This is a genomic window from Streptomyces sp. NPDC086766 (assembly GCF_044746005.1).
Lineage (GTDB): Bacteria > Actinomycetota > Actinomycetes > Streptomycetales > Streptomycetaceae > Streptomyces.
Window position 1 is genome coordinate 158,343 of record NZ_JBIVBI010000006.1, and the last position, 14,106, is coordinate 172,448.

Genomic DNA, 14,106 nt, shown 5'->3' on the forward strand with positions numbered 1-14,106 from the left:
GGGGGGGGGGGGGGTTTTTTTTTTGGGGGGGGGGGGGGGGGGGGGGGGGGGGGGGGGCGGGGGGGGGGGGGGGGGGGGGGGGGGGGCGGGCCCCCCCCCCCCCCACCCCCCGCTTCGGTTGACGGCCTCGTCCTCGAGCGCCGGACGGGCTGGGTGACGCGGACGGGGCCGAAGGCTCACGCGGTGGGCGGACGGCTCACGTCCTGCGCCGACGGCTCACGTCGTGGGCCAGGCCTCCGCCAGCATCTTCCGGGTGTCGGCCAGCAGTTGCGGCAGCACCCGGGTGTGGCCGACCACCGGCATGAAGTTGGTGTCGCCGCCCCAGCGGGGCACGATGTGCTGGTGGAGGTGGGCGGCGATGCCCGCGCCCGCCACCGTGCCCTGGTTCATGCCGATGTTGAAACCGTGGGCGCCGGAGGCGGCGCGCAGGGCCCGCATCGCCTGCTTGGTCAGCTCGGCGAGCTCGACCGTCTCCGCCGGGGTCAGATCGGTGTAGTCCGCCACGTGCCGGTACGGCACGGTCATCAGGTGGCCGCCGTTGTACGGGTACAGGTTGAGCACGGCGTACACCTGCTCCCCGCGCTTGACGATCAGGCCGTCCTCGTCGGACTTGGCCGGGATGGAGCAGAACGGGCAGCCGTCACCGGCCCCCGGACCGGTCGGCTTGTTCTCGCCCTGGATGTAGGCCATCCGGTGGGGCGTCCACAGGCGCTGGAACGCGTCCTGCGTCCCGACTCCGATCTGCTGCTCCGGCTCACTCGTCATGCAACGCAGCATATGGCTTCACGCCCCGGCACAGGGCCCGGCCCCCGGTGAGAGAAGATCACCGGGGGCCGGGGCGGACAGCCGTCGCGGCCGCTCAGACCTGCGTCCGCTCCTCGACGACCTTCGCGATCTTCGCGATGGCCTCGTCGAACGGGATGCCGTTCTCCTGGGAACCGTCGCGGTAGCGGAAGGAGACGGCGTTGTTCGCCATGTCCTCGTCGCCCGCGATGACCATGAACGGCACCTTCTGCTTCTGCGCGTTGCGGATCTTCTTCTGCATCCGGTCCGAGGACGAGTCGACCTCGACCCGCAGGCCCTTCCTCCTGGCCGCCGCGGTGAACTTCTCCAGGTACTCCACGTGTGCGTCGCCGATCGGGATGCCGATCGCCTGCACCGGGGCCAGCCACGCCGGGAACGCGCCCGCGTAGTGCTCCAGCAGGACCGCGAAGAAGCGCTCGATGGAGCCGAACAGGGCACGGTGGATCATGACCGGGCGCTGCTTGGAGCCGTCCGCGGCCGTGTACTCCAGGTTGAACCGCTCGGGCAGGTTGAAGTCCAGCTGGACCGTCGACATCTGCCAGGTGCGGCCGATCGCGTCCTTGACCTGGACGGAGATCTTCGGGCCGTAGAACGCGGCGCCGCCCGGGTCCGGGACCAGCTCCAGGCCCTGCTTCTCGCCGACCTGGCGCAGGACCTCCGTGGCCTCCTCCCACACCTCGTCCGAGCCGACGAACTTCTCCGGGTCCTTGGTGGACAGCTCCAGGTAGAAGTCGGTCAGACCGTAGTCGCGCAGCAGGTTCAGCACGAAGGTGAGCGTCTTGTCGAGCTCCTCGGCCATCTGCTCGCGGGTGCAGTAGATGTGCGCGTCGTCCTGGGTGAAGCCGCGTGAGCGGGTCAGGCCGTGCACGACGCCCGACTTCTCGTACCGGTACACGGTCCCGAACTCGAACAGGCGCAGCGGCAGTTCGCGGTACGACCGGCCGCGCGCGTCGAAGATCAGGTTGTGCATCGGGCAGTTCATGGGCTTGAGGTAGTAGTCCACGCCCTCGTCGAGCTGCATGGGCGGGTACATGCCGTCGGCGTACCAGTCCAGGTGGCCCGAGGTCTCGAAGAGCTTCCCCTTCGTCGCGTGCGGGGTGTAGACGAACTCGTAGCCCTCCTCCTCGTGGCGGCGGCGCGAGTAGTCCTCCATGACCCGGCGGATCGTGCCGCCCTTGGGGTGGAAGACGGCGAGGCCGGAGCCGATCTGGTCGGAGATCGAGAACAGGTCCAGCTCGTTGCCCAGCTTGCGGTGGTCACGCTTCTCGGCCTCGGCGAGGAAGTCGAGGTACTGCTTCAGCTCGTCCTTGGACGGCCAGGCGGTGCCGTAGATGCGCTGGAGCATCGGGTTCTTCTCGCTGCCGCGCCAGTAGGCGGCCGCGTTGCGCATCAGCTTGAACGCCGGGATGAGGCGGGTGGAGGGCAGGTGGGGACCGCGGCAGAGGTCCTTCCAGCACAGCTCGCCGGTCTTGGCGTCCAGGTTGTCGTAGATGGTCAGCTCGCCGGCGCCGACCTCGACGTCCGCGCCGTCGTCGCTGGAGGCGGAGCCCTTGAGGCCGATCAGCTCCAGCTTGTACGGCTCGCCGGCCAGCTCCTCGCGGGCGGCCTCGTCGGTGACCACCCGGCGGGAGAACCTCTGCCCGCGCTTCTGGATCTCCTGCATCTTCTTCTCGATGGCCTTGAGATCCTCGGGCGTGAACGGCCGGGCGACGTCGAAGTCGTAGTAGAAGCCGTCCCTGACCGGCGGGCCGATGCCCAGTTTGGCCTCGGGGAAGATCTCCTGCACGGCCTGCGCCATCACGTGCGCGGTGGAGTGGCGCAGGATGTTCAGGCCGTCCTCGGAGGAGATCTCGACGCCCTCGACGGTCTCGCCGTCCGCCACCTCGTGGGTGAGGTCCCTGAGTTCTCCGCCCACGCGCGCGGCGATGATCGAGCGCTCGCCGGCGAAGAGGTCGGCGGCCGTAGTGCCCGTCGTCACCACGCGCTCTTCCCGCTCGGAATCGCGTTGGATGATCACACGGACGTCTGACACCGGTCTCTCCTGACTGCAGGTGGGGTGCGGCGCCATACCGGGAGCGCGCGCATGACTGGGATCGTACCGAGCCGGGGCCGCCGACCGCGAAACGGTTACCGTCCGTCCTCCCCCGTGCACACCTCCCCGAAGCAGTCCGGGTCCCCGGTGTCCTCCCGCAGGGACTTCATCAGGCGCTCCCGCTCCTCGTCGTCCACCTCCACGGGTACGACGCCCCGGGCGCCGGTGAGCCGCCGGAAGCCGCCCCGGCTCTCCAGCCGGCCCTCCACCCTGACCGGCAGGCCGACCAGGTGCGCGTGACCGGCGATCCGGTAGTCCTCCTCGTCCAGGGTGACGCGGAGGTGCGGCACCTCGGCGCCGGCGATCACCCGCAGCCGTACGGTGCCCTCGCCGCGTGGCTGCGGCCGGCGCATCCGCACCACCGCGCCGGTGACCCGCACGGGCACGGACGGCTCCGCGCGCAGGTAGCGGGCGCCGGCCTCGCGCAGCACGGGCAGGTCGCCCGGCGAGAACTCGACGGGTTCCGCGCTCGCCGCGCAGTCCCCGGGGACGCCTGCCGCGGGTGCCCACGCGACGGCGATGCGGGCTCCCTCGGTGCCGCGCACCAGTGCGACGAGGGCGTCGGTGAGCTCGCGGCTCACGCCCGCCGCGACGGCGCCGTCGAAGGCGTCCATCCCGCCCGCGGCCCGCCGGTAGTCGACGGCCTCCCGGACCGCGTACAGGGCCTGGTGCAGCCGTACCGCGAGCGGCCGCCCGGTGCCGACGGGGACGAACGCGGTCAGGCGGCGGCCGTCGGCCACGGAGCCGACGAGGACGTGGTCCAGGGACGCGGCGGCCGGGCGCCGGTAGCGCGCGCCGTAGTAGCCGGCCCGGGCGCAGCCGGCGAGCGCGGCGGCGAGCAGCATCCGGCGGGCGGCGGTGCGCAGCCCCTCCTCGGCGGACCAGGGCGCCGCGTCGCCCGGCCCGCCCGGCACGTCCCGCCACCAGCGGATCTCGTCGCTGGGGACGGCGAGCGAGACCAGCACCTCGCGTGCGGACGGCGTGCCGCTGCGGGCCAGGGCGTCGATCGCCTCGCCGAGCAGGTCGTCGCTGTCGGGAAAGGCGCGGCTCTCGGGCACCAGCAGGCTGGTCCCGGCGCCGCCCGGGCCGGGAGGGGTCCAGCGGCCGTAGCGCCCGCGGGCGCCGCCGCGCCGCTGCCAGCCGTGCCGGTGCAGCAGGGCGCCGAGCACGGCGGGGTCGACGTCGCCGGGGTCGACGTCGGCGGGGCCGGGCGGCCGGTGCCAGGAGGCGTCGACGGGCCGCGGCCGTACCGGTCGCACCGGTCGCACCGGTCGCACGGGTCGCGGGGTCTCGCCGAGAGGGCGATGCGTCATGGCCGGCCTCCCGGCCCCTGGAGTGGCCGGAGCGTCACGGTCTGCCTCCCGTCCCGACCCGCGTCATGATCTCGCAGAGCGCCCGGTCGTCGAAGATGCGCGAAGTCGGTACCCGCACGGTGGTGCGGTGCCGGCCGGTGACGGGGTGGCCGGCCAGGTTGACCCAGTAGCAGCAGTGCCTGAGGTCGAGCCGGTCGTGGCCCGCCCGCAGCCACTGCTCCTGAGAGCGCGGGACGATCATCACGACCAGGATCTTGTGCACCGTGACCGGGGTGCGGGCGAGCTTGGCCAGGTGGCCGTTGTCGAGCGTGAAGGAGAAGAAGCGGCCCGGGGGGTTCGGCGCGATCTGGTACGTGCACTTCAGCTGCACCTTGATGGTCACCTCGTCGTCGACGGTGTGCCCGGGGGCGCTGTGGCTGACGTGCCAGTCGATGCCGTTGTCCGGGAAGGGCTGCGACAGCGAGCAGCCGGCCGCCGCGGCCACCGCGTGCAGATAGCCCACCTGCAGTGTCTCCATGCACGCGGTGGTGGCGAGTGTGCCGCGAAGGGGGCCCGCACGTTCGGGCAGCAGCCCGCCCCGCTCGGGCTGCGCAATCGCCATGACGAACAGCCTTCCACGCCGGTGAAATCCCCGCTGCGGGCCGCTGAACTGCAAAGACCCGTACTCCTGTTGTCTCCATCCGGCGTACGACGCAAACAGCCCGGGTATCACCAAACGGGCAGAAGACGGGACGTCAGCTGCCGGGACCGCGGGAGGAGTTGGGGACGTATGACGTGCTGGTACGAGGGCCCGCTGGCCGCGTTCGACACGGAGACCACCGGCGTCGACGTCGAGACCGACCGCATCGTGTCGGCCGCCGTCGTCGTCCAGGACGCCCCGGGCTTCCGGCCGCGGGTGGCCCGCTGGCTGGTGAACCCGGGGGTGCCGGTGCCGGAGGCGGCGACGGCGGTGCACGGGCTGACGGACGAGCACCTCCAGCGCAACGGCCGCTGGCCGGCGCCGGTGATGCACGAGATAGCCGAGGAGCTGGCGGAGCACGCGGCCCGCGGCCGTCCGCTGGTGGTGATGAACGCGCCATTCGATCTGACGCTGCTGGACCGGGAGTTGCGGCGGCACCGGGCCTCCTCGCTCGCCCGCCGGCTCGAGGCGTCGCCGCTGCACGTGCTCGATCCGCGGGTCCTCGACAAGCATCTCGACCGCTACCGCAAGGGCCGCCGTACGCTCACCGACCTGTGCGCGCACTACGAGGTCGCGCTGGAGGACGCGCACGACGCGGCGGCGGACGCGCTGGCCGCGCTGGAGGTCGTCCGCGCGCTCGGCCGCCGTTTCTCGGCCCGGCTGGAGCGCCTGACCCCGGCCGAGCTGCACACCCTCCAGACCGGGTGGCACGCGGCCCAGGCCCGCGGCCTGCAGGCGTGGTTCGCGCGCAGCGGCTCGGAGGAGTCGGTGGATCCGTCCTGGCCGCTGCGCCCGGAGGTGCCGGCGGCGGCCGCGTAGCGGTGCCGGGGGCATGCAAAAAGCCGGTCCGCTGTGCGGACCGGCCTTTCCCGGTGGGCGATACTGGGTTCGAACCAGTGACCTCTTCGGTGTGAACGAAGCGCTCTCCCACTGAGCTAATCGCCCGGGAACGCACTGAACCATACAGGCCCGTGCGGGCTTCCTTCAAACCGCTGCCAGCCGGAGGGCGAGTCCGCGCCGTCCGGCGCGCATCATCAGCCGGTGGTTGAGCCGGAAAACCGGCCGTCCCGGTACGGCGAGGTGCCTGAGCAGCGGTTTGTTCACGTCGACGAGCTGGTCGTAGCGGGCCAGGGCGCCGGAGCCGTGGGCGGTGACGGTCCAGCGGGCCCAGCCGTCGAGATCGCCGGTCATCGTGGTCTCCAGCACCCCGGCCCGCGGGTCGCGCCGGGCCTCGCGGACGGTGACGACGAGGTCGTACGGCAGGAGGGAGCGGATCGTCAGCACGGCCGTCGCGCCGTCGACCCGCTCGACCCGGCGCACCTGGGGCCACCAGCGCGGATAGTCCTCGACCCGCTCCAGCTCCGCGTACACGGCGGCGGGCGGAGCGGCGAGGGGCCAGAGGCTGCGGAAACGGTAACGGTGCAGGTCCACGGGGAGAGTGTGGCAGCGCATCCGAGTACGGGCATCTGAGTACGCCGCCTGAGTACGCGCGCTCATGCCCGGGGCCGTGACCGCCGCCACACTCCGAGGCATGACGCACTTTCCGCCCCCGGCCGAGGAGTTGCGGCTCCTCGACGCCGAACTGAGCCGACTGGACGCCCGCCGCGCCCAGTTGCTGGCCCGCCGCGGCTGGCTGGTCGCCGTGCTGCGGCAGCACCCGGCGCCGCCCGCACCGCCGTTGCCGCCGGTGGCGGCGGCCGCCGTCGGGCCCGTCCAGGACACCACCGCACCGCGCGTGCAGAACGTGCTGCTGGTGCTCGGCGGTGTCCTGCTGACCGTCGCGGCGGTGGCGTTCACGCTGGTCAGCTGGGGGCATCTGGGCATCGCGGGGCGGGGCCTGGTACTCGGCGCGGTCACCCTGGGCGCACTCGCCGCGCCGGTGCCGCTGCTGCGGCGGGGGCTGGCCTCCACGGCCGAGTCGCTGGCCGGTCTGGGGCTCGCCCTGACCGTCCTCGACGTCTACGCGCTGCACGAGACGGTGTTCGCCGACACCGACGGCACGGGTTACGGGGCGGTGGCGTCGGCGCTGCTCGCGGCCGTGTGGGCGGTGTACGGGCACCTGCTGCGGACGGTACGGCCGCCGCGGCCGGCGGAACCCTCACCGGCGGACCCGCGGGGCCCGCGCCCGGCGGAGGCCACCCCGGCGCGGCCGGCCGGGCTGCGGCTGCCGCTGCCCTCCGCGCTCGGCGCGGCCCAACTGCCCCTGCTGCTCTGGGCGGTCGCCGCCGCCACGGGCCCGTGGGGCATCACCACCGCGCTCCTGCTGACCGGCGGGTTCGACACCGTCCTCGCGCTGCGGGCACGGACGGGGCACCTGCGGGTGACCGCCGCGGTCGGCGCGTGCGCGCTGGGCGGCTGGGGCGCGCTCGCGGCCGGCCTGCTGGCGTGGACGGCCGCCGGTCCGGCCGACGCCGTCCGGGGCGCGGCGCTCCTGCTGCTCGCCGCGGGCATCGCCCTGGCCGCCGCCGGGCGGCTCCCCGCGCCGAAGGCCGCCACCGGCGCCGCCCTCGGCGCCGGGCTCCTCGTGGTCGCCGCGCTGGGCAGCGTGCCGCACGCGGTGCTGCCGGACACGTGGACGGTGCCGGTCCTTCTGGGCTGGGGCGTCGCCCTGCCGGCGGCGGCCCGGACGAGCCGGCTGCCGGAGGCGGTACGGCAGGGCCTGGCCCGGGCCTCGGCCGTCGTCCAGGGCCTCGCGGTGCTGTGGGCGCTGCCGGCCGTCGTCGTGGTACTGCTGGGGCCGGCCGGCTGGGCGGCGCGGGCGTGGTCCGGGGCGCCGGACGACGTCCGCGCCGCGGTGACGGCCGGCCTGCCGTGGCCGCCGCACGCGGTCACCGCTCCGCTGGTCCTCGCCGTGGTCGCCGGCTTCCTGGTGACGGCGGTCCGCGCCCCGGCCCGGCGCCCGCGCGCGCTCGCCGGTGCCCTGGCCCTGGCCTGGGCGGCGGCCCTGGTCCTGCCCGCGGCGCTGGAACTGCCGTACGCGGCGGGCCTGGTGACCGAGGGTGTGACGACGGCGGGGCTGGTGCTCCTGGCCTACGGCGTGACGCGGGCCCCGGCACCCACCACGCCCACCGGACCGTACCCGTCCGCCGGACCGGCCGCGACCGCCACGCCCATCACCGCCGACGGGCCGACCGCACCGTCCGAGCCGACGTCCGCCCCGACGTCCCAGGCACCCCATGCACCTCACGGGCCCCACGGGCCCACCGCTCCCCCCACGCCCCTCCCCTCCCCTCTCCTCATCCCCCTCACCGCCACCGTCCTCGCGCTGGTGACCTCCGCCGGTCTCGCGCTCCTCGCGCTCGCGTCCGAGTCGGCCACGCTGGTGGTGCTCGCGTTCCTCACCGCGCTGTTCGCGGCCGTCGTACGCCGTCCCGCGCCGGCGGCCGCCGCCGGTGGCTACGCGACCGCCCTGGCCTGCGCGGTCGGTGCCTGGCTCGACTGGCAGCCGCAGCACAGCGCGCTGCTGGTCCTCGCCGTGCCGGCCGCCGCCGCGCTCGTCGCGCCGCGCGTCACCGGCGCCGCCCGGTACGCGGTCGAGGCGACGGGCGCCGCCTCGGCGCTGGTCGGCGTCGGGGCGGCGGTCACGGACCCGCCGATGCTGGCGCTGGTGCTCGCCCTGTGCGGCGTGATCGCCGCGGGCACGGCGGTCCGGCCGGACCGGAGGCAGGCGGGCTACGCGGCGGCCGCGCTGTTCGTGCTGGCCGGCTGGGTGCGGCTGGCGTCCTGGGGTGTGGAGACCCCGGAGGCGTACACGCTGCCGGTGGCCGTCCCGGCGCTGGTGGTCGGCGTGCTGCGCAGGCGCCGCGATCCGCTGGCGTCGTCCTGGACCGCGTACGGCCCGGGGCTCGCCACCGGGCTGCTGCCGAGCCTCGGCGCCGCCTGGAGCGACCCGCACTGGCCGCGCCCCCTGCTGCTGGGAGCGGCGGCGCTGCTGCTCACCCTGCTCGGCGCCCGGCACCGGCTGCGGGCGCCCCTCCTGCTCGGCGGCGCGGTGCTCGCCCTGGACGCGCTGCACGAGCTCGCCCCCTACCTCGTCCAGGTCACGGACGCCCTGCCGCGCTGGGTGCCGCCCGCCCTCGCCGGGCTGCTGCTGCTCGCCGTCGGGGCCACCTACGAGCGGCGGCTGCGGGACGTCCGCCGGGTGCGGGACCTGCTGGGGAGGATGCGCTAGCCGCGCGGCCGCGTCGTCCGGATCTCCGGCCTCACGGTCTTCGCCGCCCACGGGGAAAAGTGACGGTGTTTTGGAATACGCACGGGGATTTCCGCCGGACGCCCGCCTTCGGAACTTCTTCCGTAAAGAGAGGTGGTCCCGAAAGTCCGCCTCACTTGATCCCATTGATCCTCTTCGCGTGTTCTCGTACGCCCCGTCGCGAGTAACGGATCGTCACCGTCCGGACCGTGGAACCGCTTTCACCGCCACGCCCCCGGGATCGCGTGCGGGGTCGCGGACGGCGGCAGGAGGGGAGCCGGGGCGCGGTCGGCGGGTGGTGTACCGCGGAGACACGGCGGAAACGACGGCGGCCCGTCTGCCGAATCGCAGACGGGCCGCCGTGCCGGGTGGGCGATACTGGGTTCGAACCAGTGACCTCTTCGGTGTGAACGAAGCGCTCTCCCACTGAGCTAATCGCCCGGACGCAGGAAGAACATTACCCCATGTCAGGGGGTGGCCGGGACCAGCGGGCGGCCACGGGGCGGCCAGGGGCCGGTGAGCAGCCGGAGGGCGGGTCCCGGCGGGCCCGAGCGGGCCGTCCCCGCAGGCCGGCCCGGGCGTCCCGGATCACTGGTTCTCTATGGTCCAGGGCGACTGGAGGCCGAACTTCCACACGTAGACGCCGACCAGGGCGGCGATGATCACCAGCCCGGTCACGGTGAGGACGATGTTGCGGCGGCGCACCCTGGGATCGAGGGCCCGCTGGGCGGCCTCGGTGACCTTGCGCTTGGTCCAGCGCAGCACGAGCTGGGCCCAGACGAACTCGGTCGCCCAGATCGCCATGCCGCCGAAGATCACGACCCAGCCCGGTCCGGGCAGCGGGAGCATGACGACACCGGCGCCGACGACCGCCAGCCCGACGACGAAGACCCCGACCTGCCAGCTCACGTGCAGCGCGCGGCGCGACCGGATGAAGCGCGGCGCGCGCGACCCGAGTCCCTGCCGGTCCCGCGCCTCGTCCGCCTTCGGCTCGTCCGACGTCACGGCGACCTCGCCAGACCCGTCACTCCCCGTATTCATACAGCCCGACCCTACCCGAGAGATTCGAGTCACCGGAATGGTGGTACCTCGCGAACAGGTTCTCGGCCGGAAGAGTTACGTAAAGGCAGGCAAAACACTCAGAGGGGTTTACAACGGCACCGTAGGTGGCATGTCGATTTCGCCGACGTGCGAATCCCCGAGCGCACACTGAGCGAAAGGCCCCGGCGCTTATGAACACCACGGTCAGCTGCGAGCTGCACCTGCGCCTCGTTGTGTCGAGCGAGTCATCCCTGCCTGTCCCCGCAGGCCTGCGGTACGACACGGCCGACCCCTACGCCGTGCACGCCACCTTCCACACCGGAGCCGAGGAGACCGTCGAGTGGGTGTTCGCCCGCGACCTCCTCGCCGAAGGGCTTCACCGTCCCACCGGGACCGGCGACGTCCGTGTCTGGCCGTCGCGCAGTCATGGTCAGGGCGTCGTGTGCATCGCCCTGAGCTCACCGGAGGGCGAGGCCCTGCTGGAGGCCCCGGCGCGAGCCCTGGAGTCCTTCCTGAAGCGAACCGACGCCGCCGTGCCACCCGGCACGGAACATCGACATTTCGATCTGGATCAGGAGCTCTCGCACATCCTCGCGGAAAGCTAGCCCCGGATCCCTCGAGGGCCTCAAGCTGCCCGGCGCCGTCCACTCGGGGAGACGGCTCGGGCCAGGACAACCGCATACGGGATGCAACGGCACCGTTCCCAGCCAGGGAACGGTGCCGGTGTGCGTGGGCGGATGTGCGCGCAGTGCAGAGATGTCCTCCCGGCGCACAGGGCGGGGAAGCCCGTCACACAGGGTGAGCGCCGTCGGCGACGGCCGCGGGAACCCAGGAGCGCGCCACGGCGTTGATACCGACGGACGCTGGTGCGTGGTGAGGCCGGGTCGGCCGGCGGGCCGAACCACTACCATCGGCCAGCATCGGCGGGCGTGTGCGCCCGATCCCCAGGCCAGGGAGCGAAACGTGCTGATCACCCACGACACCCGGTGTGCGCTCGACACCGTGGTCGATCTGGTGAACACCGCACCGGAGGAGGACACGGCGCCGGACGGACTGTCGGACATCACGGCACTCGAGGAGTTCGTGCGGTCGCACCGGATGAGCGACGTCGGGGTGCTGTCGGAGTTCGACCTCTCGGCGGTGCGCCGGATCCGGGGACGCTTCGCCGGGATCTTCGCCGCCCCGGACAGCCGGACGGCCGCCGGAATGATCAACGAGCTGGTCGCCGCCGCGGGCACCACGCCCCGGCTGACGGACCACGACGGCTACGACTGGCATGTGCACTACTTCGCCCCGGGCGCCTCCGTGGCCGACCACCTGGCCGCCGACTGCGGCATGGCGCTGGCGTTCTTCGTGGTGGCCGGAGAGCGGGAGCGTCTGCGGCGCTGCGAGGCACCCGACTGCCGTCGCGCCTTCGTCGACCTCTCCCGCAACCGCTCGCGGCGCTACTGCGACAGCCGCACCTGCGGCAACCGGCTGCACGTGGCCGCGTACCGGGCGCGGCGCAAGGAGGCGGCGGGCTGACACGGCCTGTGGTCGTGGTCCCCGGCGGGTGACGCCGAGGACCCACGGTACGGCTCACAGCAACAGCAGGTCGTGCAACGAAGCCATGAGCAGCAGACACCCGATCACCGCAAGGAAGATCATCAGCGGCGGCTGGGAAAGGGCGAAGAGGCACCCGCGCGGCTCGTCCTTCGGCGGCGCGGCCTCGCTCTGTGTCGTGTCCACCATCTCGCGGCGATGATGACGCAGCGGGCACCGGCCGCGCGATCAACACGCGAGGATCGTCCGGGAGTTCGCCGGATTCCGTGATCTTCGTTTCGATTCGGGTCGGGTCCTGAGCACTTCAGGGCCAACCCCTGACGCCCCGCCCCGTTCCGGGCGGCGCGCGCCGGCCGCGCTCCGGTCAGATGCCGTGCTTCTTCAGGATGGCCTCGATGTCGCTGAAGTCGTCCTCGGCGCGGGGCGCGGCCGCGGGGCGGTCGGCCGGGCGCAGGGCCGGGGCCGACGTCCCCGGAGCCGCCACCTCCTGCCGCTCGGCCCGGGCCGCCGCCCTGCGCTCCTTGCGGGTGCCGCCGCGGCGGCGCTCCACCGCGCGGGTGGTCAGGAAGAGCGCCGAGGCGACGCCGAGCACGGCGAAGCCGGCCCAGGCGGTGGGGCTGAAGGCCGTGTCGGCCAGCCAGCCGACGACGCCCGTCATCACCAGGCCGACCGGGACGAGGGAGTACGCGGCGATCCGGGCCGCCGCGAGGAAGCGCTTGCGGTACGCCGTGACCGCGGCGATGCCCAGGCCGGCCGCGGAGACGGCGGAACAGACGGTCTCGGCAATCATCCGGGCCTCCAGGCAGGGCTCACCGGTCGGGCGTTTTCCTCCCTTCCATCCTGCACCCCGGCCGCGGCGCCGTGCCACGATCCGGGCGGACATCAGGGACATCTCCGGGTCGTCTCCTCCCCGGGTCCGGGTGGGCCGTACGACCGGCGCGGGACCCCGCCGGGCCGGCCGTGATCCCGGATTGGGCGGTCCGGGGCGGGGCTGGGAGACTGGAGCCATGAGCGACTCCTCCCCCGCACGCGCCGCCGCCCCGGTCCTCGACGTCTGGTGCGAACTCCAGTGTTCGGACTGCCGCACGGCGCTGGCCGACCTGCGCGCCCTGCGCGAGCGCTACGGCGACCGGCTGGAGCTGCGGCTGCGGCACTTCCCGCTGGAGAAGCACAAGTACGCCTTCGCCGCCGGGCAGGCCGCCGAGGAGGCCGCGATGCAGGGGCGGCTGTGGCCGTACGTGGAGGCGGTGCTCGAACGGGTCGAGGAGCTGGACCGCCGGGGCGAGTCCTTCCTGGTCGAGGTGGCCCGCGAACTGGGCCTGGACGCCGAGGAGTTCGACACCGCGCTCATCGACGGCCGGCACATCCTGATGGTCGACGCCGACCAGGCCGAGGGCAAGGCGATCGGCGTGACCGGCACACCGACGTACGTGGTCGGGGGCGAGCGCCTGGACGGCGGCAAGAGCCAAGAGGGTCTGCGCGAGCGCGTCGAGGAGATCGTGGACCGGCTGCTGGCCGGCCAGGAGGGCTGACCCGGTCCCCGTGCGAGGGGCCGCACGCGAGGGGCTACAGCAGGGGTTTGTGCAGGGCGTACCGCGTCGTCGTGTAGCCGAGCGACTCGTAGAGCCGCTCGGCCGGGGTGTTGCCCGCGAACACGTTGAGGCCGAGGCGGCGCCGGCCGGCCGCGATCGCCTGTGCCTCCGCGAGCCGCATGAGCGTACGGCCGTGGCCTTCGCCGCGGTGGGCGGCGTCCACCTCCACGTCGAAGACGAACGCCTCGTCGTCGCGCAGTGCCAGCCACAGGACGCCCACCCGCGCGCCGTCGTGCTCCAGGACGCTGAGGAGCGTGTCCTCGGTGGCCAGGCCGCGCGGCAGGAGCTGCTCGTGGTCGCGGCGCGACTTGGCGTACGCCTCGGCCTCGGGCACGCCCCGCTCGATCCAGGTGCGGGCGTACTGCTCGGACTGGTACGCGTGCCAGGCGGTGAACTCCGCCTCCGTCATGGGGCGCGCGCGGCTGCCGGGGGGCAGGTCGGGCGGCACGTCGCCGAGCTGCTTCTCCATGCCGCGGTTGCGCTGCGTGTAGCCGAGCACCCGGGTGAGCCTGAGGGCCGCCGGTGCGTCGGCGGGGACGAGGGTCTCGATCTGCCGGCAGCCCCAGCCGCGGACGACCTCCTCCGCGGCGAGCGCGGCCACGGTGGCCCGGCCGCGGCGGCGGTCGGGCTCCTCGATGCGCAGGTGGACGATGCGCGCCACCGAGTCGCCGAAGGAGGACGACGTGGCCAGGTGGATCACGCCGACGGGGCGGCTGTTCACGCACACCTGGTAGCGGCGCGAACGGGTCCCGTCGGCGTGGTGCTGAAGCGGCTCGCTCGGCCGCAGGGTCGTGGTCATCAAAGGTGTTCTACCCGCCGCGGCCGCGGGCGTCAGCCCGTTTTCCGGCTCCGGG

14 protein-coding genes and 2 tRNA genes are annotated in these 14,106 nt (G+C 73.6%); 5 read left to right on the forward strand and 11 right to left on the reverse strand.

Annotated elements, in window-relative coordinates; translation table 11 throughout:
• Positions 1-216 precede the first annotated feature (216 nt).
• The 4 genes from ACIPM1_RS13665 to ACIPM1_RS13680 all read right to left on the reverse strand — a co-directional run bounded on the left by ACIPM1_RS13665 (position 217) and on the right by ACIPM1_RS13680 (position 4,810).
• The gene (locus ACIPM1_RS13665; protein WP_356185315.1) at positions 217-777 is read right to left on the reverse strand and encodes an HIT domain-containing protein; all 561 of its coding nucleotides are present in this window, start codon (positions 775-777) and stop codon (positions 217-219) included.
• A gap of 82 nt (positions 778-859) precedes the next feature.
• Positions 860-2,836: a threonine--tRNA ligase gene (gene thrS / locus ACIPM1_RS13670; RefSeq protein ID WP_356185317.1), complete on the reverse strand. Its 1,977-nt coding sequence runs from the start codon at positions 2,834-2,836 to the stop codon at positions 860-862.
• A 95-nt stretch (positions 2,837-2,931) separates the two neighbouring features.
• On the reverse strand, positions 2,932-4,209 hold the full coding sequence (locus tag ACIPM1_RS13675; RefSeq protein WP_402433306.1) for a hypothetical protein: 1,278 nt from the start codon (positions 4,207-4,209) through the stop codon (positions 2,932-2,934).
• Between the two features lie 34 nt (positions 4,210-4,243).
• A complete protein-coding gene (locus ACIPM1_RS13680; protein WP_356185323.1) occupies positions 4,244-4,810 on the reverse strand; it encodes a DUF4365 domain-containing protein in 567 nt (188 codons plus the stop codon).
• A 168-nt stretch (positions 4,811-4,978) separates the two neighbouring features.
• On the opposite strand from ACIPM1_RS13680, the gene ACIPM1_RS13685 reads away from it, so the two are divergent.
• Positions 4,979-5,707 carry a 3'-5' exonuclease gene (locus ACIPM1_RS13685; protein ID WP_402433309.1) on the forward strand — a complete coding sequence of 243 codons (729 nt, stop codon included), beginning with the start codon at positions 4,979-4,981 and terminating at the stop codon, positions 5,705-5,707.
• Positions 5,708-5,761: 54 nt separating this feature from the next.
• Here ACIPM1_RS13685 and ACIPM1_RS13690 read toward each other — a convergent pair.
• A tRNA-Val gene (locus tag ACIPM1_RS13690) sits at positions 5,762-5,833 on the reverse strand.
• Positions 5,834-5,872: 39 nt separating this feature from the next.
• Positions 5,873-6,319, reverse strand: coding sequence for an SRPBCC family protein (locus tag ACIPM1_RS13695; protein ID WP_402433312.1), 447 nt, complete (start codon positions 6,317-6,319; stop codon positions 5,873-5,875).
• A 100-nt stretch (positions 6,320-6,419) separates the two neighbouring features.
• On the opposite strand from ACIPM1_RS13695, the gene ACIPM1_RS13700 reads away from it, so the two are divergent.
• Positions 6,420-9,059 (forward strand): SCO7613 C-terminal domain-containing membrane protein, encoded by a 2,640-nt coding sequence (locus ACIPM1_RS13700; RefSeq protein WP_402433315.1) that lies wholly within the window; start codon positions 6,420-6,422, stop codon positions 9,057-9,059.
• A gap of 387 nt (positions 9,060-9,446) precedes the next feature.
• Here ACIPM1_RS13700 and ACIPM1_RS13705 read toward each other — a convergent pair.
• Both ACIPM1_RS13705 and ACIPM1_RS13710 read right to left on the reverse strand, forming a co-directional pair.
• Positions 9,447-9,518, reverse strand: a tRNA-Val gene (locus tag ACIPM1_RS13705).
• 147 nt (positions 9,519-9,665) lie between these two features.
• On the reverse strand, positions 9,666-10,118 hold the full coding sequence (locus ACIPM1_RS13710) for a TIGR02611 family protein (RefSeq protein WP_402433318.1): 453 nt from the start codon (positions 10,116-10,118) through the stop codon (positions 9,666-9,668).
• Positions 10,119-10,309: 191 nt separating this feature from the next.
• On the opposite strand from ACIPM1_RS13710, the gene ACIPM1_RS13715 reads away from it, so the two are divergent.
• Both ACIPM1_RS13715 and ACIPM1_RS13720 read left to right on the forward strand, forming a co-directional pair.
• Positions 10,310-10,723 (forward strand): SsgA family sporulation/cell division regulator, encoded by a 414-nt coding sequence (locus tag ACIPM1_RS13715; protein ID WP_004002642.1) that lies wholly within the window; start codon positions 10,310-10,312, stop codon positions 10,721-10,723.
• Positions 10,724-11,081: 358 nt separating this feature from the next.
• A complete protein-coding gene (locus ACIPM1_RS13720) occupies positions 11,082-11,642 on the forward strand; it encodes a CGNR zinc finger domain-containing protein (RefSeq protein WP_356185336.1) in 561 nt (186 codons plus the stop codon).
• Between the two features lie 54 nt (positions 11,643-11,696).
• On the opposite strand, the gene ACIPM1_RS13725 is transcribed toward ACIPM1_RS13720, so the two are convergent.
• Both ACIPM1_RS13725 and ACIPM1_RS13730 read right to left on the reverse strand, forming a co-directional pair.
• Positions 11,697-11,849, reverse strand: coding sequence for a hypothetical protein (locus tag ACIPM1_RS13725; protein WP_356185338.1), 153 nt, complete (start codon positions 11,847-11,849; stop codon positions 11,697-11,699).
• A gap of 175 nt (positions 11,850-12,024) precedes the next feature.
• Entirely contained in the window at positions 12,025-12,450 is a 426-nt protein-coding gene (locus ACIPM1_RS13730) for a hypothetical protein (RefSeq protein ID WP_402433322.1), read from the reverse strand.
• A gap of 217 nt (positions 12,451-12,667) precedes the next feature.
• On the opposite strand from ACIPM1_RS13730, the gene ACIPM1_RS13735 reads away from it, so the two are divergent.
• Entirely contained in the window at positions 12,668-13,192 is a 525-nt protein-coding gene (locus ACIPM1_RS13735; protein WP_402433325.1) for a DsbA family protein, read from the forward strand.
• 34 nt (positions 13,193-13,226) lie between these two features.
• Here ACIPM1_RS13735 and ACIPM1_RS13740 read toward each other — a convergent pair whose 3' ends face one another.
• Entirely contained in the window at positions 13,227-14,051 is an 825-nt protein-coding gene (locus tag ACIPM1_RS13740; RefSeq protein WP_402433328.1) for a GNAT family N-acetyltransferase, read from the reverse strand.
• Positions 14,052-14,106 lie beyond the last annotated feature (55 nt).